At 68.2% G+C, this 22,528-nt stretch carries 18 protein-coding genes and 1 pseudogene; 8 read left to right on the plus strand and 11 right to left on the minus strand.

The genetic code is table 11. From position 1 onward, the window contains the following. Window positions 1-11: 11 nt before the first annotated feature. The 7 genes from GORHZ_RS28345 to GORHZ_RS28375 are packed head-to-tail and all read left to right on the plus strand — an operon-like array spanning window position 12 to window position 7,076. Complete coding sequence (locus GORHZ_RS28345; RefSeq protein ID WP_006339369.1) at window positions 12-938, plus strand: ABC transporter permease; 927 nt, start codon at window positions 12-14, stop codon at window positions 936-938. Window positions 939-962: 24 nt separating this feature from the next. Beyond that, complete coding sequence (locus GORHZ_RS28350; protein ID WP_006339370.1) at window positions 963-1,961, plus strand: ABC transporter permease; 999 nt, start codon at window positions 963-965, stop codon at window positions 1,959-1,961. Next, window positions 1,958-2,977: an ABC transporter ATP-binding protein gene (locus tag GORHZ_RS28355; protein ID WP_006339371.1), complete on the plus strand. Its 1,020-nt coding sequence runs from the start codon at window positions 1,958-1,960 to the stop codon at window positions 2,975-2,977. Before GORHZ_RS28350 ends, GORHZ_RS28355 begins: the two co-directional genes overlap by 4 nt. After that, a complete protein-coding gene (locus tag GORHZ_RS28360) occupies window positions 2,970-4,004 on the plus strand; it encodes an ABC transporter ATP-binding protein (RefSeq protein ID WP_006339372.1) in 1,035 nt (344 codons plus the stop codon). Before GORHZ_RS28355 ends, GORHZ_RS28360 begins: the two co-directional genes overlap by 8 nt. Beyond that, window positions 4,001-4,717, plus strand: a complete 717-nt coding sequence (locus GORHZ_RS28365; protein ID WP_040533938.1) for a sulfite exporter TauE/SafE family protein — start codon at window positions 4,001-4,003, stop codon at window positions 4,715-4,717. The genes GORHZ_RS28360 and GORHZ_RS28365 overlap by 4 nt, the downstream gene beginning before the upstream one ends. Before the next feature lie 28 nt (window positions 4,718-4,745). Then, window positions 4,746-6,080 carry an enolase C-terminal domain-like protein gene (locus GORHZ_RS28370; RefSeq protein ID WP_006339374.1) on the plus strand — a complete coding sequence of 445 codons (1,335 nt, stop codon included), beginning with the start codon at window positions 4,746-4,748 and terminating at the stop codon, window positions 6,078-6,080. Between the two features lie 15 nt (window positions 6,081-6,095). Next, entirely contained in the window at window positions 6,096-7,076 is a 981-nt protein-coding gene (locus tag GORHZ_RS28375) for a 2-hydroxyacid dehydrogenase (RefSeq protein ID WP_006339375.1), read from the plus strand. 216 nt (window positions 7,077-7,292) lie between these two features. Here the strand turns inward: GORHZ_RS28375 and GORHZ_RS31905 are convergent. Next, window positions 7,293-7,619 (minus strand): annotated as a pseudogene (locus tag GORHZ_RS31905) (phosphatase PAP2 family protein); the annotation flags it as partial. A 480-nt stretch (window positions 7,620-8,099) separates the two neighbouring features. Next, a complete protein-coding gene (locus GORHZ_RS28385; protein ID WP_006339378.1) occupies window positions 8,100-9,605 on the minus strand; it encodes an ArnT family glycosyltransferase in 1,506 nt (501 codons plus the stop codon). Window positions 9,606-9,751: 146 nt separating this feature from the next. On the opposite strand from GORHZ_RS28385, the gene GORHZ_RS28390 reads away from it, so the two are divergent. Then, a complete protein-coding gene (locus GORHZ_RS28390; RefSeq protein ID WP_006339379.1) occupies window positions 9,752-10,453 on the plus strand; it encodes an NUDIX hydrolase in 702 nt (233 codons plus the stop codon). Between the two features lie 75 nt (window positions 10,454-10,528). On the opposite strand, the gene GORHZ_RS28395 is transcribed toward GORHZ_RS28390, so the two are convergent. From GORHZ_RS28395 to GORHZ_RS28435, 9 genes are all read right to left on the minus strand, one after another. Continuing rightward, the gene (locus GORHZ_RS28395) at window positions 10,529-11,527 is read right to left on the minus strand and encodes a LacI family DNA-binding transcriptional regulator (RefSeq protein ID WP_040533940.1); all 999 of its coding nucleotides are present in this window, start codon (window positions 11,525-11,527) and stop codon (window positions 10,529-10,531) included. Between the two features lie 74 nt (window positions 11,528-11,601). Beyond that, window positions 11,602-13,080: a rhamnulokinase gene (locus GORHZ_RS28400; protein WP_006339381.1), complete on the minus strand. Its 1,479-nt coding sequence runs from the start codon at window positions 13,078-13,080 to the stop codon at window positions 11,602-11,604. After that, window positions 13,077-15,116 carry a bifunctional rhamnulose-1-phosphate aldolase/short-chain dehydrogenase gene (locus tag GORHZ_RS28405; RefSeq protein WP_006339382.1) on the minus strand — a complete coding sequence of 680 codons (2,040 nt, stop codon included), beginning with the start codon at window positions 15,114-15,116 and terminating at the stop codon, window positions 13,077-13,079. Before GORHZ_RS28405 ends, GORHZ_RS28400 begins: the two co-directional genes overlap by 4 nt. A gap of 40 nt (window positions 15,117-15,156) precedes the next feature. Then, window positions 15,157-16,332, minus strand: coding sequence for an L-rhamnose isomerase (gene rhaI, locus GORHZ_RS28410; RefSeq protein ID WP_006339383.1), 1,176 nt, complete (start codon window positions 16,330-16,332; stop codon window positions 15,157-15,159). 99 nt (window positions 16,333-16,431) lie between these two features. Continuing rightward, a complete protein-coding gene (locus tag GORHZ_RS28415; RefSeq protein WP_006339384.1) occupies window positions 16,432-17,790 on the minus strand; it encodes an MFS transporter in 1,359 nt (452 codons plus the stop codon). Window positions 17,791-17,874: 84 nt separating this feature from the next. Continuing rightward, window positions 17,875-18,228: an L-rhamnose mutarotase gene (locus GORHZ_RS28420; RefSeq protein ID WP_006339386.1), complete on the minus strand. Its 354-nt coding sequence runs from the start codon at window positions 18,226-18,228 to the stop codon at window positions 17,875-17,877. Between the two features lie 209 nt (window positions 18,229-18,437). Beyond that, window positions 18,438-19,091, minus strand: a complete 654-nt coding sequence (locus tag GORHZ_RS28425) for a fasciclin domain-containing protein (RefSeq protein ID WP_006339388.1) — start codon at window positions 19,089-19,091, stop codon at window positions 18,438-18,440. Window positions 19,092-19,213: 122 nt separating this feature from the next. Further along, complete coding sequence (locus GORHZ_RS28430) at window positions 19,214-20,716, minus strand: carboxylesterase/lipase family protein (protein WP_006339390.1); 1,503 nt, start codon at window positions 20,714-20,716, stop codon at window positions 19,214-19,216. Between the two features lie 34 nt (window positions 20,717-20,750). Beyond that, entirely contained in the window at window positions 20,751-22,307 is a 1,557-nt protein-coding gene (locus GORHZ_RS28435) for a flavin-containing monooxygenase (protein WP_006339391.1), read from the minus strand. Between the last annotated feature and the right edge of the window lie 221 nt (window positions 22,308-22,528).

The following is a 22,528-nucleotide window of genomic DNA, read 5'->3' on the forward strand; positions in this document are numbered from 1 at the left end:
GGCGATGACCGATGTTCACCTTCCTCCGACGCCGGATGTACACCAGCCTGATCCCGCTGATCGTCGTCCTGTTCGGCGTGTTCTTCATGGCTCGCCTCACCGGTGACCCCACCAACCTCTACCTGCCGGTCTCGGCGACCCCCGACCAGCGCGCCGAGTTCGCCGCGGCACACGGCCTGGACAAGCCCGTCTGGCAGCAGATGATCGACTACCTGTCCGGGGTGATCCACCTCGACTTCGGCGAGTCGCTCAAGACCGGCCAGGAGGCGGCCGGCATGGCGCTCAAGGCCTTCCCGGCCACCCTGCAGCTGGCGTTCGTCACCCTGCTGATATCGATCGTGGCGGCGGTGGTCATCGGCTGCTGGGCCGCCTACCGCCCCAACTCGCTGGCCGACCGCTTCTCCAGCCTGCTGTCGATGACCGCAGCCAGCGTTCCCGATTTCTGGTTCGCCATCACCGGCATCCTGGTCTTCGCCGTCATGCTGGGCTGGTTGCCGACGTCGGGCACCGGCGGTGTGCTCGCCTGGGTGCTGCCGATCGCGACCCTGATGATCCGCCCCCTCGGCGTGCTCACTCAGGTCGTCCGCGGCGCGATGGTGTCGGCGCTCTCGGCGCCCTACGTGAAGGTGGCGCGCAGCAAGGGAGCCGGCGACCTGCGAGTCGTCACCCACCACGCGCTGCGCAACGCCGCCGCCCCCGCACTCACCGTCGCCGGTGACATCGCCGTCGGCCTGATCAACGGTGCGGTCGTCGTCGAGGCCATCTTCGGCTGGCCCGGCATCGGCAAACTGATGATCGACTCGATCCTGCAACGCGACTTCGCCGTCCTGCAGGCAGCGGTGCTGCTCACCGCCGTCAGCATCTTCATCCTCAACATCGTGATCGACGCCGGGCTCGCCCTGCTCGATCCGCGAGTCCGGGACAAGGCCACGGTCTAACGGCCGGATACAGGAGACAACACCATGTCCATCGTCACCGAACCCCTCGACACGACCAGCCCCGTCGCCTCGACCGACCCCATGGGCGATTCGGTCGCCGCCAAGAAGGTCCCCTCCGGCAAGCTGCCGCTGTGGAAGCTGTTGCTGCGCGACAAGTTCGCGACCGTCGCCGCGGTGATCCTCGGCGTCGTGCTGTTCATCGCGATCTTCGGTCCGTGGATCGTCGGGGACGCCGCCACCGAGCAGAACCTCGACGAATCCAACCTGCCGCCCTTCCATCTCGACACCGGCTTCATGAACATCCTCGGCACCGATCCACTCGGCCGCAGCATGCTCGCCCGACTGATCGTCGCCTGCCAGACCACGCTGATGGTGTCGATCCCGGCGGTGGTGATCTCCTGCGTCGTCGGCGCCGCGGTCGGCATGTGGGCGGGCTATCACCGCGGCTGGCGGGAGACGACGGCGATGCGTGTCGCCGACGTCATCATGAGCTTCCCGTCGCTGCTGCTCGCGGTCGTGATCCTGTACGTGTTCTCGCCGAGCGCCGCCAACATCGTTGCCGTGCTGGCGATCACCCGCATCCCCGTCTACCTGCGCACCGCCCGCGCCGAGTCGTCGGAACTACAGAGCCGGGTGTTCGTGGACGCGGCCCGCACCTTCGGTGCGAGCAGCGGTTCCATCATCCGCCGTCATGTGCTGCCGATCCTGCTGCCGACGCTGCTCACCGTCGCGACCCTCGACTTCTGCTACGTCATGCTCGCCGAGTCGTCACTGTCGTTCCTGGGCATCGGGATTCAGCCTCCGGAGATCAGCTGGGGTCTGATGGTGGCCCAGGGTCGCGGCTACCTGCAGACCGCGTGGTGGCTGTCGTTCTTCCCCGGCCTCGCCATCGTGATCACCACCGTGTCGGCGACCATCCTGGCCGCCTGGGCCCGGATCGCCACCGACCCCGGACAGCGTTGGCGGCTGACCACCCCGAACGCCCGTAAGCGCTTCTTCTCCTCCCGAAAGGCCGTCCGATGAGCGCACCAGCCCTCGACCGCTCCGCCGCCGACACCGACGACCGGGTCGCGCTCGACGTCGCCGACCTGACCGTCGACCTGCGCACCCCGACCGGCACCGTGCGAGCCGTCGACCATGTCTCGTTCGTGGCCCGCCGCGGCGAAACCCTCGCGCTGCTCGGCGAATCCGGCTGCGGCAAGTCGATGACCGCACAGGCGCTCGTCGGGCTCCTCGAACCGATCGCGTCGATCACCGACGGCTCGGTCACCCTCGACGACGTCGACCTCGTCTCGGCCGGTGACTCCACCCGACGGGCCATGGCCGGCACGGAACTCGCCATCGTCTTCCAGGACGCGCTGACCGCGCTCAATCCCGTGTACACCGTCGGCACCCAGCTCGCCGAACCCTTCCGCATCCACCGCAAGATGTCGAAGAAGCAGGCCCGCCAGGAGGCCATCGAACTGATGCGCCACGTCGGCATCCCCGAACCGGAAACCCGGGTGGACTCCTACCCGCACCAGTTTTCCGGAGGTATGCGGCAACGTCTGCTGATCGCGATGGCGGTGGCGCTGAGCCCGTCGGTGCTCCTCGCCGACGAACCGACCACCGCGCTCGACGTCACCGTGCAGGCACAGATCATGGCGCTGCTGGCCCGTCTGCGCGAAGAACACGACATGGCCGTCATCCTCATCACGCACGACCTGGCGCTGGTGGCCGAGCAGGCCGACCGGGTCGCGATCATGTACGCCGGCAACGTCGTCGAGACCGGGCCGGTCGCCGAGGTGTTCGCGAACCCGCGCCACCCCTATACCAAGGGGCTGCTCGATTCGGTGCCGGTCAGCGCCGAACGCGGCGCGGACCTCAAGTCCATCGGCGGCACCCCACCGGATCTGCACTCGATCCCGTCGGGCTGCGTGTATCAGGCGCGCTGCCCGCTGGCCCGCGACCTGTGCGTGCAGCAACGGCCCGCCCTGCTCAGCGTCGGCACCGGCCGCGCCGCCGCCTGCCACTTCTCCGAGGAGACCAGCAATGTCTGATACAACCCCAGCTCAGGCGACGACGCCGGCCCAGGTCCTCGAGGTCCGCGACGTCGGCAAGACGTTCACCGTCCCCGGCAAGGGCGGCCGCAGGCAACTACGCGCCCTCGACGGCATCAACCTCGACCTGCGCCGCGGTGAGACCCTCGGCCTCGTCGGCGAATCCGGCTGCGGCAAGTCCACTCTCGCCCGCACCCTGATGATGCTGGAACGACCCGATTCCGGCTCCGTCCGCTGGGACGGCACCGACCCGTACCAGCTGAAGGGCAACGACCTGCTGGCGCTGCGGCGCAAGGTGCAGATGGTCTTCCAGGATCCGTACGCGTCGCTGAACAACCGGATGACCGCGGCCGAGATCATCTCCGAACCGTGGCGCACCCACAAGGACATCTATCCACGCAAACGGGACCGCGCCGCCCGGGTCCGCGAACTGCTGCACCTCGTCGGGCTGCGGCCCAGCGACGAGCACCGCAGCCCGCAGGAGTTCTCCGGCGGCCAGCGGCAGCGGCTCGGTATCGCCCGCGCGCTGGCGCTCAACCCGGAGGTCATCATCTGCGACGAACCGGTCTCGGCGCTGGACCTGTCGGTGCAGGCACAGGTGCTCAACCTGCTCAACGACCTGCAGGCCGAACTGGACATCTCCTACATCTTCATCTCCCACGACCTGTCGGTGGTGCGCCACGTCGCCGACCGGGTGGCCGTGATGTATCTCGGACGGATCGTCGAAACCGGCAGCACCGAGGCCGTTTTCGACCATCCCGCCCATCCGTACACCGAGGCGCTGATGTCTGCGGCACCCACCCTGGACCCCGCGACGCGCCGCGAACGCATTCTGCTGAGCGGGGAGGTGCCCTCACCGCTGAACCCGCCGTCGGGCTGCCGGTTCCGTACCCGCTGTGCGCACGCCACCGACATCTGCGCCACGACCGTCCCGCCGACGGTCAGCGACCAGGCCGAGCCCGGTCACATCGTCGAATGCTTCCATCCCCGCGGACGGGTGTCGCTCGGCATGCCCGCCGTGGCGTGAGCACGGTGACCTTCGCCGCCATTGCCGTCGCCGTCTGCCTTGCCTCGTGCATGCAGGCGTCGATCGGCTTCGGCATGGGCATGCTCGCGGCCCCCGTCGTCGCGCTGCTCGAACCGGAACTGCTGCCCGGCACCCTCATCATGTCCGCGACCGTCGTCACGCTGATGGTGGTCATCCGCGAACGGGAGAGCCTCGACCTGCGCGGCACCGGATGGGCGCTCGTCGGCCGGGTGCCCGGCACCATCGCCGGTGCGCTGCTGCTCGTGTGGCTGCCCCAACGTGGTCTGGCGCTACTGCTGGCGACGGTGGTGCTCGGTGGCGTGCTGTTCGCCTCCCTCGGGTGGCAGCCGGCTCCGGTGCGGCGCAATCTCGCGACCGCGGGCGCCGCCTCGGGGCTGCTGGGCACCGCGACCTCGATCGGGGGACCGCCGATGGCGGTGGTGTTCTCCGGCGCGGAGTCGGCGAAGGTGCGCGGCAACCTGAGTGCCTTCTTCCTGGTCGGCAGCCTGATGTCGATCGTCGCGCTCGCCGCGACCGGGAAGGTGCACGCCGGGACCGCCGTGGTGTTCGTGGCGCTTGTGCCTGCGGTCATTCTCGGCTACGTGGTATCGCGCCACGTCAACCGGTTCCTCGACCGCGACCGGCTTCGCACGGTGTCGATCGCCGTGTCCACCCTCGGCGCGGTGCTGCTCATCGGTCAACAGTTCTTGTGACCCATATACTTTCGAGAAAGGTACTCCCATGACGACCACGACCCCGGTGATCACCGAGATGCGGGTGGTGCCCGTCGCCGGCCGAGACAGCATGCTGCTCAACCTGTCCGGCGCGCACGCACCCTACTTCACCCGAAACCTCCTCATCCTCACCGACTCCGAGGGCAACCAAGGGGTCGGCGAGGTGCCCGGTGGTGAGCCGATCCGCATCACCCTCGACGACAGCCGCCCGCTGGTTCTGGGCCGACGCATCGGCGATCATCACGGAGTCCTGCAGGACATCCGCCGAACCTTCGCCGACCGTGACAAGGGCGGCCGCGGCGACCAGACCTTCGATCAGCGCGTCACCATCCATGCCGTCACCGCAGTGGAGTCCGCGCTGCTCGATCTCCTGGGGCAGCACCTGCAGGTCCCGGTCGCCGCGCTGCTCGGGGAGGGGCAACAACGCGATCGTGTGCAGGCGCTGGGCTACCTCTTTTTCGTCGGCGACCGCACCAAGACGACCCTCGATTACGCCGACGGTGCCGGCGAGACCGATGACTGGCTGCGGCTGCGCCATCGGGAGGCCCTCGACGCCGACGGTGTGGTGGCCCTGGCAGAGGCCGCCCAGAAGCGCTACGGTTTCGCCGATTTCAAGCTGAAGGGCGGGGTGCTCGCCCCCGACGAGGAAGCCGATGTCGTCACCGCGCTGGCCGAACGTTTCCCGTCGGCGCGGGTCACGCTCGACCCCAACGGCGGCTGGCTGCTCGAGGAGGCCATCCGGATCGGACGGCGGCTGCGTGGGGTCGTCGCCTACGCCGAGGACCCGTGCGGACCCGAGGGCCGGTTCTCCGGACGTGAGATCATGTCCGAGTTCAAACGGGCCACCGGATTGCCGACCGCCACGAATATGATCGCCACCGACTGGCGCGAACTCGGCCACACCATCCGGACCGGCGCCGTCGACATCCCGCTCGCCGACCCGCATTTCTGGACGATGGCCGGCTCGGTTCGCGTCGCGCAGATCTGCGACGCGTGGGGTCTGACATGGGGATCGCACTCCAACAACCATTTCGACGTGTCGCTGGCGATGTTCACCCATGTCGCCGCCGCCGCTCCGGGCGACATCACCGCCATCGACACCCACTGGATCTGGCAGGACGGTCAGAGGCTCACCACCGAGCCCTACGAGATCGTCGACGGCCACCTCACCGTGCCGGATCGTCCCGGCCTCGGGGTGGAACTCGACATGGATCAGGTGGAGGCCGCGCACGAGCTGTACCTCTCGGAGGGTCTCGGCGCCCGTGACGACGCCGTCTGCATGCAGTTCCTCATCCCGAACTGGTCCTTCGACAGCAAGCGTCCCGCGCTGGTGCGCAGTTGAGGGTGGGCAGAGAAGTTGAAGGTTGTCATCGAGGAACCGAACCTGCTGCCGCACGCCGAACTCCTGGAATCGCTGTTGCCCGCGGACGTCGAGTTGTCCTGGCATCGACGATTCGACGAGGACGCGCTGGTCGCCGATCTCGCCGATGCCGACGTGCACGTCGGCGGGCGGATGACCCCGCGCATGGCGCGCGCCGGACGGCAGTTGCGTTTGGTGCACACCGGAGGTGCCGGGACCGACAAGGTGAGCTTCGCCGACCTTGCGCCCGCGACACAAGTGGCCAACACCTTTCACCACGAGGACTCGATCGCCGAGTACATCGTCTCGTCGGCGGTCATGTTGCGGCGCGGCCTGATCCGCCAGGATGCCGCGTTGCGGACGGGCGTGTGGGCGTCGTCGGTCTATTCCGACCGCATCTCGCAGCCACGCAGTGTGCGCGGCGCGATGGTCGGCTACGTGGGGTTCGGGCACATCGGACGACGGACCGCGGATCTGTTCGGCGCGCTGGGGGCACGCGGATGCGCGGTCACCGGCTCCGGGCGCGTCGGCGACGACACCGGCCTGGACTGGCACGCCGACGTCTCCGACCTCGGGCGACTGATGAAGGAATCCGACGTGGTGGTGCTGTCGGCGCCGCTCACCGACCGCACGGCCGGGATGATCGGTGCACCCGAACTCGCCGGGCTCGGCGCCGACGGCATCCTCGTCAACGTCGGGCGCGGTCCGCTCGTCGTCGAACAGGATCTCTACCTTGCGCTGCGCGACGGCGTCATCGGGGGAGCCGCGATCGACGTCTGGTACCGCTATCCGCAGGGCGGCGACCGTGCCGAACCGTCAGACCTGCCCTTCCACGAGTTGCCGAACGTTCTGATGACGCCACACACGTCGGGGGTCACCCGCGAGACGTTCGTCGGACGCGTCCACGACATCGCCGACAACATCACCCGGCTGGTGCAGGGACGACCGCTCGAGCGGGTGGTGTGGCCCCGCCGCTGACACACGTCGCCGTCCGACACAGCTGATCGCGACGGACAAACCCATCACGCCGGCGATCACGGCAGCCACGCCGACGGGGCCGGCGGCCGGGTAGTGCAGCCCGACGATCACCGGCACCGCGACCGTGACCGCGACCGCCACCAAGGGCAGCGCGAACGGGCCGGCCGACCGGGTCGCGGGCCACGGATCGGGCAGCAGCAGGCCCGCACCGACGACGAGCAACGTCGAGATGATCACGTCGCTCGGGCGATGCCAGCCCACCGCGATGAGCCCGAACTCGACCAGCGCCGCCCACGTGCCGGCGACCGCGGCGATCCACGGGCGCAGCAGTGGCGGAGTGGCGCGGATGAGGACGACGACCGCGGCGGTCGCGGCGGCGGCGTGCCCGCTCGGCGCGGAGTTCACGGTTTGGGTGATCCAGTCGTGGATCTGTGGGCGGATGAGCACGTCGTCGCGCAGCAGTCGGGCGCCGACGATGGCGAGCACCGGGAAGATCAGCAGCAGACCCGTCGTGACCAGGGCACGCGTCATCGTGGCGCCCATCCGCACCCGGCCGATCTGGACGGTGACCACCACGACGACGGCAAGTGCGATCCACAGACGGGGATCGGTTTCCGTCGACACCTGCACGAGCCGCGGCAGATCGATCGCCTGCGGCAAGAGGCCGAGCCGGTCGAACAGCCACTGGTCGATGCGCTGACCGTCGGTCGTCCATACGAACACCCAGAACACGGCGGCCGCGGCGGAGAGAAATGCGGCCGTCACCAGCGCTGCGCGTGAGAGGGAGAGAGAGGGCGACGCAGCGCTGGATCCGGTCACAGTCCTTACGTTAGGCCCGGAATCTGGGAACGTCCTGCACGAAACCTGAGTGTTCCTGAGAAATTGAGCGCCGCCGCGGTTCCGGTGCGGGTTCCCGCTCACCCATATCCTTCCCGCTCACCGTCTGCGCTCACGCTCACCCAATCAGGTCCGATTCGATGAGCGGGAGCAGATTGCGTGAGCGGGAACCGTGTCGGTGGAGGGTCAGTAGAAGTGGCGCAGCTGGGGCCAGAGTTGTGACCAGGGGGCGTGCGGGCCGGTGCACACATCGACCGCGGCGCCCTGTTCGGTGTTGTCCACGTTGTCGCCGTTGTCGACGTGCGCGACGGTATGGCAGTCGGTGAAGTCCTCGACGATCTCCGTGTTGTCGGGGAAGCGGACGATCACGACCGGTCCGGTCATCGCGTCGTCGGGGGAGCCCCAATCCGCGTAGCTCATGTGGCCGGAGTAGGCGCGCGGCAGGCCGAGGTCGGGCCCGAAGCGATCGATGGCGCCGGCCTCCCCGTAGTTGGAGGTGAAGATCGCCGCGTGAGACCGATCCGGCAAGCCGTCGAACACCTCAGCGACCGATCGGGTGAGTTCCGGCCAGCCGATCTGCTCGCCCTGCTCCCGGTTGATGGCGTTCACCGGGTTCACCGCCGTGCGGGGCCAGACGGGCAGGGTCGCGGCCGCGCTGATGACCGCCGAGACCGCCACCGCCGCCACGACAACCCAGGTCAACCCGCGTCGCCCGAACCACCCCAGGACGGGTTCGGAACCCGCGGCCAGCAGCGCGATCAGTAGGCCGATGAGGTAGTAGGGCTTACCGCCGACGATCAGCATCAGTACCGCCAGCAGCACATACGTCACCGGAAGGGCCCGCGCCCAGCGGAACTCGTGGTCGCGCCACAACCGCCACATCCCGGCGAGCCACAGCACGGCATACGGTGGCGCGAGGTAGATCAACTGGCCCGGGACGAACATGATGCGGTTCTCGACGCCATCGTCCTCGGAGATGCCGCGCGCGACGGTGAACTGCGGCCAGTCGTGTGCCGCCTGCCACAGAATCGTCGGACTGGCGACGAGCAGCGCGACGCCCACACCGGCAAGCAGCCACCATGACGCCAGAACCCGACGCGGACCGACCGCCAGGATCGACCCCACCAACCCCGCGGCGAGCAGCAACACCAGCACCTTGTTGAGCACGCCGACCCCGACGACGAGACCGATCGCGAGATACCACCGCGGGTCTTTGGTGCGCAGCAGTCGCAACGTCAGTAGGCAGATGACCAGCCAAATGAGGGTGTCGGTCGTCGGGGTGGCGAGCATGTGCCCGACCGACAAGACCATCGACGACGTCGCCACCGCGGCCGCCGTCAGGATCTGCGGGCCGCGCCCACCGCCCAGTTCACGGGTGATCAGCGCCGCGACGATGACGGTCACCACGGTCAGCAGCATCGGCACCACCCGCAGGCCCACCGTCGTGTCACCGAAGACCGCGGTCGACAGCCGCGCCAACATCGGTGTCAGCGGTGGCTGATCCACATAGCCCCACGCCGGCCGACGACCCGCCTGCAGGAAATAGAGCTCGTCGCGGTGATAGCCGTACCGCCCCGACAGCGCCACCAGCACGACCGCCATCGCCGCCGCGATGACGAGGACCTCACGCGCCGCAAATGCCGGTAGTCCACGCGTCCGCGTCGGGGCCGTCGCGCCGGTCGCCGGGTTCACCCTCCCATCATCGTGTCCGATCGAGGCTCCCGCTCACCCTTTGCGTTCCTGCTCACCCGTTCAGACCGGATTGGGTGAGCGGGAGTCGATTGGGTGAGCGGGAGTCGCAACGACACTTTGCGCAGACATTCGCATAGGGTTGGCGGGTGCCGAAGGACAAGCTCGCGGACTATCCCCGACCCAACGTCGCGGTGGACATCGCCGTGCTCACCGTCGCCGGCGGGCGGCTCTGTGTGGTTCTCAAGCGCGACGACGACGGCCACGCCGCGCTCCCGGGACGATTCGTGCGCAAGAAGCGCACCGTCGAACAGACCGTGCGGGAGGTGCTCGACCGCAAGCTCGGGCTGGCGGGGACGGATATCGCGCCGCATCTGCTGGCGGTCTTCAGCGACCCCAACCGAGACCCGCGGGGCTGGACGATGTCGGTCGCGCACGCGGTTGCCCTGCCGGTCGACGCGCTCACCGACGTCGACGGTGAACTCGCGCCGCTCACCCCCGACGGCCGCCTGGAATCCGGGGAGACGTTGCTGTACGACCACAACGCCATCGTCGCCGCGGCCGTCGCCGACCTCCGGGATCACTATGAGGACCGGCCCGATCCCGACGGGCTCCTGCGTCCGCCGTTCACGCTGACCGATCTGCGGGAGGTTCACGAGGCGGTGCTCGGCCGGAAGTTGATGCGTGACTCGTTCAATCGTCGGGTCGAGCCGTTACTCGAGGTGGAGACCGACGCCGACGGAAAGCCGCTGACCCGGGTGGGCGGCGGCCGTCCGGCTCGGCTGTTCCGGCTGCCCGAGGAACCGTCGAGCTTCGGGTGGCGGTTGCCGAGCGTCGAACCCGGTCCCTGAAGGCCTCACGCCGTGGGGTTGCCATCGACACGCGTGCGTTTGTGTTCGGCTGACGTGTGGATTCCAGGGCCGGGGTCAGCGTGAGGTGCTTGCACGCACGACGAGTTCCGGCTGAAAGACCGGGTTCGACGGTTCGTGCCGTTCGCGCGCGCCCTGGGTGGCGGCGATGAGCAGGTCGATGGCGGTTTCGCCGATTCGGCCGGTGGGCTGGCGGATCGACGAGAGCGGGACGACGGCCGAGCGGGCGAAGTCGATGTCGTCGTAGCCGATCAGTGCGATGTCGTCGGGGACGCGGATGTCGCCGAGCATGGTGAGCGCCTGCAGCACCCCCATCGCGACGAGGTCGTTGGCGCAGAACACCGCGTCCGGACGCTCGGTTGCGGGTCGTCGCGCCAGCATCTCGCCGACGTCCCGGCCGGCCAGCACGCTCAAGGCGGGGGTGTCGATGACCTCGAGGGTGGCGCCGGGGACGTCGGCGATGGCAAGTTCGGCCCCGCGGCGACGGTCGCGAACCTGCCGCAGCGTCGACGGCCCGCCGACATAGGCGATGCGACGACGACCCGTCTCCAACAGGTGGTCGACCGCGAGTCGGCCGCCCGCGACATCGTCGACGGCCACCGAGTCGAATGGGGTGCCGGTACCGTCGCGGTCGACGAGCACGATCGGCACACCGCGATCGTGCAGGGCGACGAGGCGCCGGAGATCGTCGCCGACGGGGGAGACGAGCAGCCCGTAGACCCGCTGCTCGTCGAAGGCGTCGACGTAGGCGCGTTCACGGGACGGGTCCTCGTCGGAGGTGCCCAGCAGCACGGTGAGATCGTGCTCGCCGGCACGGCGTTCCGCGGAACGCGCGATGTCGGTGAAGAACGGGTTGCCGACGTCCAGGACGACGAGTCCCACGCAGCGCGACCGTCCCGCCCGCAGTTGCCGCGCGGCGTCGTTGCGGACGAAGCCCAGTTCGTTGATCGCCGCGTGCACCCGCTGCACGGTTGCGGGTGCCACCTTCTCGGGCGAGTTCAGCACGTTGGACACCGTCCCCACCGACACCCCGGCCGATGCGGCGACGTCCCGCATGCTCACGCTCACGGATCTCATCTCACCAGATCGGGGGCGACGACGTGACGTCGTCGCCCCCGATACGGTGAGGGTCACGACGACGCGAGTTCGGGTTCGCGACGAGCGCGCGCCGGACGCGGGTGGTACTGCTGCGGCGGGAAGCGATCGGCGACGAGGCTGCGCAGCCCCTGCAGGTCGCCCTCGACGAGGCCATGGGCCCTCGCCGAGATCAGCACGTTCCCGAGCGCGGTGGCCTCGACCGGACCGGCGAGCACCGGCAGGCCCAGACGGTCCGCGGTCAGCTGACACAGCAGCCGGTTCTGCGATCCGCCGCCGACCATGTGTACCCGCTTCACCGCGGTGCCCGACAGTTCGGCGGCCTGCCGGACGGCGGCGGCGAATGCGGAGGCGAGGCTCTCGACGATGACCCGCACGACCTCGGCGTGGGTGGCCGGGGCCCGCAGCCCGCGTTCGGTGTACCAACTGCGGATGCGGCCGGGCATGTCCCCCGGCGGCAGGAACATCGCATCGTCGGTGTCGAACACGGCGAACGGTGTGGTGATCTCGGCGGCTTGGGCGAGGAGTTCGCCCAGATCGGCCCGGTATCCGTCACGTTCGTACTGGCGCAGCGTCTCGCTGAGCAACCACAGTCCCATCACGTTGTGCAGGAATCGGATTCGTCCGTCGGCGCCGACCTCGTTGGTGAAGTTGGCCTTCCAGCTCTCCCGTGACACCACCGGCGACGGCAACTCGACACCCACGAGACCCCAGGTGCCACACGAGATGTAGGCGGCGGAGTCGGGGTCCATCGGGATGGCCGCGACCGCGGATGCGGTGTCGTGCGAGGCCACCGATGTCACCGAGATCGACCGATCAAGCCCGAGCCGGTCGGCGACGTCGGGCAGCAGGGTGCCGCGGGTGGTGCCGGGTTCGACGATGCCGGGGAACAGGTCGGCCGGCAGGCCGAGCCGTTCGAGCATCGCGGTGTCCCATTGCCCGTCGGTGCGCAGCAGTCCGGTGGTCGACGCGTTGGTCCGCTCCGTACCCCGCTCGCCGGTCAGCCAGTAGTTGATCAGATCCGGGATCAGCAGCGCCGAGTCGGCGACGTCCATCAGGCCGGACGCCTTCTCCGCGGCGAGCTGATACACGGTGGTGAACGGCAGGAACTGCAGCCCGTTGCGCAGATACAGGTCCACCGGGCCGAGCTGATCGTGCACCGCATCCACCCCGGCCGCGGTGCGGTCGTCGCGGTAGTGGTGGGGCAGTCCGAGCATGCGGCCCTCACGCAGGAGCGCATAGTCGACGGCCCACGAGTCGACCCCGACGGCGACGAGGTTGTCGCACTGCCGGCCGGCCTCGGCCAGACCCGCGCTCGCGCTGCCGTAGAGACCGGGGAGGTCCCAGTGCAGCGCGGACCGCTGTCCGTTGAACAGGTGCACCGGATCGTTGGCGAACCGGGCGACCTGTTCGAGTTCGAGGCGGCCGGGCCCGAAGTCGGCGACCATGACCCGGCCGCTGGTGGCGCCGAGGTCGATCGCCGCCACCTGGCCGGAGCGGATGCGGGTGCTCATCGCAGGAAGGCGGCGGCGACGCCGGCGTCGACCGGCACGTGCAGTCCGGTGGTGTGGCTGAAGTCCGAGCTGCACAGCGCGAACGCGGCGTTGGCGATGTTCTCCGGCAGCACCTCACGCTTGAGCAGGGTGCGCTGGGCGTAGTACTTGCCCAGGTCCTCCTCGGCGACACCGTAGACGGCGGCGCGCTTGGCGCCCCAGCCGCCGGCGAAGATACCCGACCCGCGGACCACACCGTCGGGGTTGATGCCGTTGACCTTCACGCCGTGCTCGCCGAGCTCGGCGGCCAGCAGGCGGACCTGGTGGGCCTGGTCGGCCTTGGTCGCCGAGTAGGCGATGTTGTTGGGGCCGGCGAACACTGAGTTCTTCGACGAGATGTAGAGGATGTCGCCACCGAGCTTCTGATCAATCAGCGCGCGGGCCGCGGCCTTGGACACCAGGAACGAGCCGCGGGCCATCACGTTGTGCTGCAGATCCCAGTCGGCGGCGGTGGTGTCGAGCAACGACTTCGACAGCGACAGACCGGCATTGTTGACGACGATATCGATGCCGCCGAACGCGAGCACGGTGGCGTCGATCGCGGCCTGCACCGCGGCCTCGTCGGTGACGTCGGCGGCGACGCCGATCGCGACGTCGGTGGTGCCGATTTCTTCTGCTGCCGCTTGGGCTTTCGCGGCGTCGAGGTCGGCGATGACGACGCAGGCACCCTCGGCGGCCAGGCGGGCGGCGATCGCCTTGCCGATCCCGGAAGCGGCGCCGGTCACCAGCGCGATGCGCGTGGCGAGCGGTTTGGGCTTGGGCATGCGGGCCAGCTTGGCCTCCTCCAGCGCCCAGTACTCGATGCGGAACTTCTCCGACTCGTCGATCGGCGCATAGCTCGACACGGCCTCGGCACCGCGCATCACGTTGATGGCGTTGAGATAGAACTCGCCGGCGACGCGGGCGGTCTGCTTGTCCTTGCCGTAGCTGAACATGCCGACACCGGGGATCAGCACGATGGCCGGGTCGGCGCCGCGCATGGCCGGGCTGTCGGCGGTGGCGTGGCGCTCGTAGTAGGCCGCGTAGTCGGCGCGGTAGGCCTCGTGCAGCTCGGCGAGACGCTCCTTGCACTCCTCGATCGACGCCGAGGCGGGCAGGTCGAGCACCATCGGCTTGACCTTGGTGCGCAGGAAATGATCCGGGCAGCTGGTGCCGAGCTCGGCCAGACGCGGATGTTCACTGGCGGACAGGAACTCGAGCACCGGGGTGGTGTCGGTGAAATGACCCACCTGCGGCTTGTCGGTGGAGGCGAGACCACGGATGAACGGGGCCAGCGCGGCGGCCTTCGCGCGGCGCTCGTCTTCGGGCAGTGCACCGAAGCCGTCGACCGGGGAGCCGAAGGGCTGCGCCTTGCCGGTGGCGCTGATGTACTTCTCGGCGGTCTGGATGATCTCCAGCGAGTTGGCCTGCGCCTCCTCCGACGAGTCGCCCCACGCGGTGATGCCGTGGCCGCCGAGGATGCAGCCGATGGCCTGCGGGTTGGCCTGCTTGATCGCCGAGATATCCAGGCCCAGCTGGAATCCGGGACGGCGCCACGGTACCCACACGACGCGATCACCGAAGATGGTGCGGGTCAGTTCTTCTCCGTCGACCGAGGTGGCGATCGCGATACCGGAGTCGGGATGCAGGTGGTCGACGTGCGCGGCGTCGACGAGGCCGTGCATCGCGGTGTCGATCGACGGTGCGGCCCCGCCCTTGCCGTGCAGGCAGTAGTCGAAGGCGGCGACCATCTCGTCCTCACGCTCGACGCCGGGGTAGACGTCGACCAGCGCGCACATGCGGTCCAGACGCAGCACGGCCAGACCCTTCTCGGTCAGGGTGCCGAGGTCGCCACCGGACCCCTTGACCCACAACAGGTCGACGTTCTCACCGGTGACCGGATCGACCTCGGTGCCCTTGGCCGACGTGTTGCCGCCGGCGTAGTTGGTGTTCTTCGGATCGGAGCCGAGCGCGTTCGAGCGGGCGATCAGCGCAGCGACGGTGGGATTGGTGCTCATGAGTGGATATCTCCTCGAAAAGGGTTGGTGGGCGGTGAGCTCAGGCGCCCCAGGACGACTGGGTGCCACCGACTCGTACGGCGGCGATGGACTCGGCGTAGCCGGACTCGGCGTAGGCGCGCATCGGGTCGGCCGGCAGGCCCTTGGCCGCGCGCCGTTCGGCGAGCATCGGACGGACGTCCGTGTAGAAGGCGTCCATGAAGATTCCGTTGGCGCCCAGCACGTCCCCAGCCTCCTGTGCGGCGGTCAGCGCGTCGGTGTCGACGAGCAGCGCGCGGGCGGTCATCTCCTGCACGTTGAGCACCGACCGGATCTGGCCGGGGATCTTCTCCTCGACGTTGTGGCACTGGTCGAGCATCAGCGCGACGGTCGAGTCGGCGTCGAGTCCGCCGCCACGGATGACCTCGAACATGATGCGGAACAGCTGGAACGGATCGGCGGCCCCGACGATCAGGTCGTCGTCGGCGTAGAAACGCGAGTTGAAATCGAAGGAGCCGAGCTTCCCCAGGCGCAGCAACTGCGCGACGATGAACTCGATGTTGGTGCCCGGCGCGTGGTGACCGGTGTCCAGGCAGACCGCGGCACGCTCACCGAGCGCGGTCACCTGCGCGTAGGAGGTACCCCAGTCCGGCACGTCGGTCATGTACATCGCCGGTTCGAAGAACTTGTACTCCAGGACCAGTCGCTGGTCTTCGCCGATGTGCTGGTAGATGGTGGCCAGCGATTCGGCGAGACGGTCCTGCCGGCCGCGGATGTCACCCTGGCCGGGGTAGTTGGTGCCGTCGGCGAGCCAGATCTTCAGGTCCTGCGAACCGGTCTGCCCCATGATCTCGATGCACTCGAGGTGGTGATCGATCGCCTTCTGGCGGACGGTCTTGTCGGTGTGGGTGAGGCTGCCGAACTTGTACTCGTCGTCCTGGAAGGTGTTGGAGTTGATGGTGCCCAGCGCCACTCCCTGGTCGGCGGCGAAGCGGCCCAGTGCGGCGTAATCGTCGACCCGGTCCCACGGGATGTGCAGGGCGACGCTGGGGGCCAGCCCGGTGAGACGGTTGACGGTGGCGGCGTCGGCGATCTTCTCCTCGACGGTGCGGGGCGTTCCCGGCGTGCCGAACACCTTGAAGCGGGTGCCGGAGTTGCCGAAGGCCCACGAGGGGAGCTCGATGGCGAGGTTGTCGAGGAGGGAGAAATTGTCGGTGGTCATCGTGTTGGGGGTCATCGTGGAAGTCCTTGGTTGTGGGGTTTCACTCGGGCGACGGCTTGGGGCGGCATCGCCCGAGTGAAACGTTTCAATCCGGCGGGATCGAGGAGGTGGGTGTCAGACGACGCTGCGGGCGTTCGCGGGCGCCGCGACCGGGACGTCGGCGGTGGCGATCGCGGTGGTCACCGCGGGGTCGATCGGGGCGCCGTAACGCTCGACCTCGATCTGCTGGAGGGTCTTGCCGCGGGTGTTCGGTGCCCAGACCGCGCCGATGATGAGCGCGACGGTGAGCAGGCCGACGAGCAGGGAGCCGACGACGGGCAGGCCGGTGGCGGCGAGGAGGGTCGGGAAGAAGTAGCTCAGCAGACCGGTGAAGCTGCGGACCACGAAGAACATGACGCCCTGGGCGCTGGCCCGGTACGGGGTGGCGAACATCTCGCTGGCCCACAGGCTGTAGAAGGCCTGGGCGCCGATACCGCTGGAGACGCCCCACAGCACCGCGAAGATGAGCATGGTGGCCACACCGCCGTCGGTGAAGGCGACCAGGACGATCCATCCGACGATGCCGAGCGCCGCGCCGATGACGTAAAGCAGTCGCTGCGACATCTGGTCGGCGTAGCGCATGAAGCCGAAGTAGGTGGCGGCCACGGTGCAGCCCCACACGAGGACCTGCAGCAGGTCCTGCTGGACGGCGCTCTCCAGCCCGGCGGTCTCGTAGACGCGAGGCATGAAGATGCCCGCCTGACCGGCGACGGTGTTCCAGAAGAGGTAGATGCCGCCGAGGAACAGCAATGCGGTGATGTTCACCTTGCGGGAGAACAGGCCGCGCAGGCCCTGAGCACCGACCGACGACTTGAGCTCACGGGATTCGTCGCGGCCCTCTTCTTTCCAGATCTTCGACTCCTGCAGGCCCTGCCGGATCCACCACACGATGGCAGCAACGATGAACAGGTGCAGGAAGATGAGGCGCGACCCGAGCAGGCCGAGGGGCGCGAGCGCGGCGGCGAGCGCGAACCCGATCAGTGGGCCAACCGACCAGGCGAGCTGGGCGGTACCGACGTGTTTGGCGCGTGCCGTGGTGGGTGCCTGTTCGGCGATGTAGGTCCACGAGGCCGGGACACCCGCGCCGACGGCCATACCCGTGATGACGAACGCCGCGAGCAGCATGCCGAAGTTGAGGGCGAAGGCGGCCATGAGCACACCGGTCATGTAGACGAGGAGGTCGTAGGTGTAGATCGCCTTACGTCCGAATCGGTCGCACAGCGGACCGCCGACGGCCGCGCCGATCGCGGCGCCGAACGCGTTGGCGCTCAGGGCGGCGAGCAGGCCGACGGCGAAGTTGCTGATGCCGAAGGCGTCCTGCCAGAAGGTGAGGCTGGTCGCGATGGCGATGATCGAGCCGGCCTCGATGTAGTTCGACATCGCGACCGAGATGGTCGCTCGCCATCCGGTGGTGGAGCGTGCTCCGATTTTCATGGGTGTTCCTCGGTGTTCAGGTCTCAGTAGAGAGCGTCGGGGTTGTCGCGGTCAAGTGGATGGTGGGGGACGGGGTCACCTGCCTCACTCGAGATGGAAGTACTCGACGAGTTGGTTGCGGATGGTGTCGGGATTGGCGCCGGCGTCGGGGTTCTCCTCGGCGTCGACGGGCTGGAAGTACTCGGCCATGCGGGCCTGCCACTTCTCGTTGATGACCTTGGTGGACATCTCCGAGGTGGCGCGTGCGAAGTCGTCGGTCTCGAGGTATCCGACGACGAGCCCATCGTCGGGGCGCAGGAACAGTGAGTAGTTGCGCCACCCGGTCTCCCGGAGTGCGTCGAGCATCTCGGGCCAGACATCGGTGTGGGCCTCGAGGTAGTCGTCGACCCGCTCGGGCTTGAGGTGCATCAGGAAGCAGACGCGCTGGGTGTCCGGCATGGTCGCCTCGCTTTCGGTGATCGTTCTGCGAACCACATAGTTTTGAACCGCAGTTTTGAAACGTTTCAAAATGTGATTGCGGTGACATTAAGCCATGCCGTGTGAGTGCGTCAAGTGCGGGAATCGACCCCGGAAGACAAAGAGGCCCTCCCATCCGCCTCGGGTCGGGGGTCTGAGGCGGATGGAAGGGCGTCTTCAACCATACGCGATCACTGCGGGGGCATCAGCACCGTGTCGACCAGATAGACGGTGGCGTTCGCGGTCTTCACTCCGCCGCAGACGACCGCGGCGTCGTTGACCTGGAGGTCGTCACCCGATCCGGTGACGGTGACGGTGCCGCCCTGCACGGTCTCGTGCTCGCCGGCGACCTGATCGGCAGCGGCCTGACCGGGCACCACGTGGTAGGTGAGGATCGAGGTCAGCAGATCGCTGTCGGTTTTGAGTGTCTCGATCGTCGCCGGGTCGATCTTCGCGAAGGCATCGTCGGTCGGCGCGAACACCGTGAACTCACCGTTGTTCAGCGTCTCGACGAGGTTCACATCCGGATTGAGCTGACCCGACAGCGCCTGGGTGAGCGTCGTCAGCACCGGGATGTTCGATGCCCCTGTCGCCACCGGTTGCGACGCCAAGGCCGCCACCGACGCCGGTCCCGTCGGGTTGGCCTCCGCATAGGCCGCGCACCCGGGACCGACGAGAGCCGCTGCCGCAACGGCACTTTCGCTGGCCATCGTGCTCATCGGGGCCATGCTGGTGGTCGCCTCCGAGCTGGAGTCGCCGTCGTCGGAACACCCGGCGACGAGGCCCACCGTGAGTGCGATGCCCGATGCCGCCACCGCGAGTCGCTGAATTCGCCTGAGAGCCATGATCTATCCCATCTGTCGAATGTCCCGACCCGCCGATCAGCAGGTCTCATACGGGCATTCGGGGCAGCGGACGATCCGGATGGGTGCGAATTACCGGAAATGTCGGATCTTTTCGGAGGCGGTCAGCGGATGCCCTCCCAGACGAGGCGTTCGTCGCGGGCCGGGTCCGGGACGTCGGCGACGGTCTCGCCGATCAGCCCGACGTGGCGCTGGCCGAGGTCGTAGGCCGGCCACCCCGGATCACCTGAGGTCACGAAGTCCACCCAGATCCGGTGTGCGGTGTCGGCGACGGCCTGGGACGGGTGCTGTCCGAGGCGATGCCGCACGCTCGGCACGTGCAGGGTGTCGAATACGAACGGGATATCGGCGGTGTGCGCCGCGCCGAAACCGGCGCTGTCGGCGGGATCGGGGTAATCGAATCGGTAGATCCAGGTAGGGGCGGCTCCCGCGCGGATGCGGGTCTCGGCGACGCGCAGCGCGGGGATGGCGTAGAACCAGTCGGTGACGATTGCGGCGAGAACGTCCCCGGGAGTGCCGTCGGGGCGGACGCGTCGGTAGACCTGGACGGCGTCGGCGTCAGCTCCGTACGCCGCTGCCCCGGCCACCAGTGCGTCGTCGTCGATGAATCCGATGGTCTGCGGCGCGACGAAGAACAGCCGTGCCTCGTCGCGTGTCGTTCCGGTCAGCACCGGCACCGAGCTGGACGACCCGGCGGCGATGGCGTCGAGTGGATGGCGGGGGAGCGTCTCGCCGTCGATGACGGGTGCGAAGGGCAGGAGGCTGAGCGCCAACGCCCCCCATTTCGCCGGATCGCCTCCGCTCTGGACCTCGGTGACCAGATCGGCTACGGCCCGTACCAGCTTGTCGATGTCGACGGCGGCGATCGCGTCCCGGGTGGGTTCGACGTTCAGCGCCTCGGCAAGAAAATGCCCGACTGACACCGCGGTGTCGGTGTTCAGTGTGTGTGCCGTGGCGCCGGACTGCGTGATCGCCTGCGTGAAGAGGCCCTGTGCGGCGGGCATCGCGAGCAACGTGCTCACGCTCATCGCGCCGGCCGACTGGCCGGCCACGGTCACTCGGTCGGGATCACCGCCGAAGGCCGCGATGTTGTCGCGCACCCACGCCAGTGCGGCGATCTGGTCCTGCAGGCCGACGTTGGCCAACTCGTCACCGAGGAACAGAAATCCCTCGGCGCCGAGCCGGTAGTTGATCGACACCAGCACCACTCCGTCGCGGGCGAATGCGGCGCCGTCGAACTCGGCGATCGAGTTGGAGCCGTATGTGAACGAGCCGCCGTGAATCCAGACCAACACCGGGTGGGAGTTCTCGAGGTCGGGGGTCCAGATGTTGACGTTCAGGCAGTCGTCGCCGGGGATTTGCACCTCGGGCATCAGGTGGGCGAAGGCCGGCGGATAGTCCTCCTTGGGGACCGTCGGCCCGAACGAGGAGCAGTCGCGGATGCCGTCCCATGGCTCGGCGGGCTGCGGCGGTCGCATCCGGTTGGGACCGAATGGTGGTGCCGCGTAGGGGATACCGAGGAATCGGAGCACACCGTTGGCGAGCTCCTGCCCCTGCACCGCGCCTCCGGACGTCGGGACCGTCGGGCGTTGGATCGATTCGGCCATCAGGACTCCTCACCTAGTCGTGATGGCCGTGAGGTTACGCTCGGGGCGGGGCGTCCAACGCGGTTTTGGCGTCGTCGCGTTGAGTGGTCGCGTGGCCGAACACCATCGACTCCTCGATCTTGTCGAATCGGTGATCGATGGCGTCGCGGACATAGTTGTGCCGGACCACCCACGGACGCCGGGTGCCCGACTTGGGCAGGGCATCCGGCGACCGCAGTACGTACCCGGCCTGCAGATCCCACGCCGGCTTCGACGCCATCGGCTCGGCGCCCAGATGCGGGTAGGCGTGGGTGTATCCGTGGGACCGCATGTAGGACACCAGCTTTGCGACCGATCGGGCGGTCATGTCGGCGCGCAGGGTCCAGGACGCATTCGTGTAGCCGACCGACCACGCCAGATTGGGGATGTCCTCGATGAGGTGAGACTTGAAGACGAACCGATCCTGTGGCTTGACCTCGTCGCCGTCGACGCGGATCACCGTGCCGCCGAAGGCCTGAAGCTGCAGGCCCGTCGCGGTGATGATCACGTCGGCGTCGAGGTGGCGTCCCGATTTCAGCACGACACCGGTGGCATCGATGTGGTCGATGTGGTCGGTGACCATCTCCACCGATTTCTCGGTGACAGCCGTGAAGAGGTCGCCGTCGGGCACCATGCACACCCGCTGTTCCCACGGGTTGTAGTCCGGGGTGAAGTGCACGTCGATCGGATAGTCCTCGGGTAGATACTCCTCGAGGCCCGACCGGATCATCTTCTTGCCGAACCTCGGGAACCGGTGGGCCGCGTGGACGAGTGCCGCCGTCTGCAGTGCGTAGCGGCTCCGCACGACTCGGTGAGCCACCTTGGGCGGCAGGACCTTCCGGATGGCCGGGGTGAGGTATTCCTTCTGCTTCGCGGAGTAGATGTAGGAGGGTGAGCGCTGCAGCATGACCACATGACCGGCGGTCTTGGCCAGCGACGGGATCATGCTGACCGCGGTGGCGCCACTGCCGATCACGACGATGCGCTTGCCGCTGTGATCGAATCCCTCCGGCCAGTGCTGGGGGTGCACGACCTCGCCCCGGAAATCCTCCATGCCGGTGAACTCCGGGGTGTACGGATTGTCGTAGTCGTAGTAGCCGGTCGCGAACACGACGAAGCGGGCCCGGAAGGTCTCCTCGACGACCTCACCGTCGATGTCCCGTTCGGCGGTCAGCGTCCAGACGTCGGTCGAGGAATCCCAATCGGCGCTGCGCACCCGCCGGCCGAAACGGATACGGGAATCGATGTGGTGCTTGTGTGCGGTCTCGTCGATGTACTCGCGGATGTGATCGCCCGGAGCGAGAGCCTCGCTGCGGCGCCACGGCTCGAACGGGAAGCTCAGCGTGTAGATGTCGCTGTCGGAGCGGACCCCGGGGTAGCGGAACAGATCCCACGTCCCGCCGACCTGGTCACGCCGCTCGATGATCAGATAACGGACGCCCGGGTTCTCCTCCTGCAGCCGGTAGGCCGCGTCGATGCCGGACAGGCCGGCGCCGATGATGATGACATCGAACAGCTCACCGTCGTCGCCGGGCCGGTCGACGTCATCGTGCTGGGGAGTCGGGGTGTTCATGAAACCTCCTCATCGAGATCCGCCTGTGCGCAGGTGAGAGAGAACCTCTGATACTGCACGCTCGGCGCTGTCGGCGACGGCTGCCATCGTCGAAGGAAGGCCCGTCGCCGGAATCAGCGAGCGCCATGGTGGTCGCCGATCCGGCGGACCCATCGCCGGCGACGACCACCGGGTGACCGGGAGCCCGATCACCCGGTGCCGGCGCCCCCGAGACGCGGGCG

This window comes from Gordonia rhizosphera NBRC 16068, assembly GCF_000298195.1.
GTDB classification, from domain to species: domain Bacteria; phylum Actinomycetota; class Actinomycetes; order Mycobacteriales; family Mycobacteriaceae; genus Gordonia; species Gordonia rhizosphera.

What these genes read in the sequence shown, in the direction of transcription:
- GORHZ_RS28345 (WP_006339369.1), top strand. Translation starts at nt 12, where the DNA reads ATGTTCACCTTCCTCCGACGCCGGATGTACACCAGCCTGATCCCGCTG.
- GORHZ_RS28350 (WP_006339370.1), top strand. Translation starts at nt 963, where the DNA reads ATGTCCATCGTCACCGAACCCCTCGACACGACCAGCCCCGTCGCCTCG.
- GORHZ_RS28355 (WP_006339371.1), top strand. Translation starts at nt 1,958, where the DNA reads ATGAGCGCACCAGCCCTCGACCGCTCCGCCGCCGACACCGACGACCGG.
- GORHZ_RS28360 (WP_006339372.1), top strand. Translation starts at nt 2,970, where the DNA reads ATGTCTGATACAACCCCAGCTCAGGCGACGACGCCGGCCCAGGTCCTC.
- GORHZ_RS28370 (WP_006339374.1), top strand. Translation starts at nt 4,746, where the DNA reads ATGACGACCACGACCCCGGTGATCACCGAGATGCGGGTGGTGCCCGTC.
- GORHZ_RS28395 (WP_040533940.1), bottom strand. Translation starts at nt 11,527, where the DNA reads ATGCGGGACGTCGCCGCATCGGCCGGGGTGTCGGTGGGGACGGTGTCC.
- GORHZ_RS28400 (WP_006339381.1), bottom strand. Translation starts at nt 13,080, where the DNA reads ATGAGCACCCGCATCCGCTCCGGCCAGGTGGCGGCGATCGACCTCGGC.
- GORHZ_RS28405 (WP_006339382.1), bottom strand. Translation starts at nt 15,116, where the DNA reads ATGAGCACCAATCCCACCGTCGCTGCGCTGATCGCCCGCTCGAACGCG.
- rhaI (WP_006339383.1), bottom strand. Translation starts at nt 16,332, where the DNA reads ATGACCCCCAACACGATGACCACCGACAATTTCTCCCTCCTCGACAAC.
- GORHZ_RS28415 (WP_006339384.1), bottom strand. Translation starts at nt 17,790, where the DNA reads ATGAAAATCGGAGCACGCTCCACCACCGGATGGCGAGCGACCATCTCG.
- GORHZ_RS28420 (WP_006339386.1), bottom strand. Translation starts at nt 18,228, where the DNA reads ATGCCGGACACCCAGCGCGTCTGCTTCCTGATGCACCTCAAGCCCGAG.
- GORHZ_RS28425 (WP_006339388.1), bottom strand. Translation starts at nt 19,091, where the DNA reads ATGGCTCTCAGGCGAATTCAGCGACTCGCGGTGGCGGCATCGGGCATC.
- GORHZ_RS28430 (WP_006339390.1), bottom strand. Translation starts at nt 20,716, where the DNA reads ATGGCCGAATCGATCCAACGCCCGACGGTCCCGACGTCCGGAGGCGCG.
- GORHZ_RS28435 (WP_006339391.1), bottom strand. Translation starts at nt 22,307, where the DNA reads ATGAACACCCCGACTCCCCAGCACGATGACGTCGACCGGCCCGGCGAC.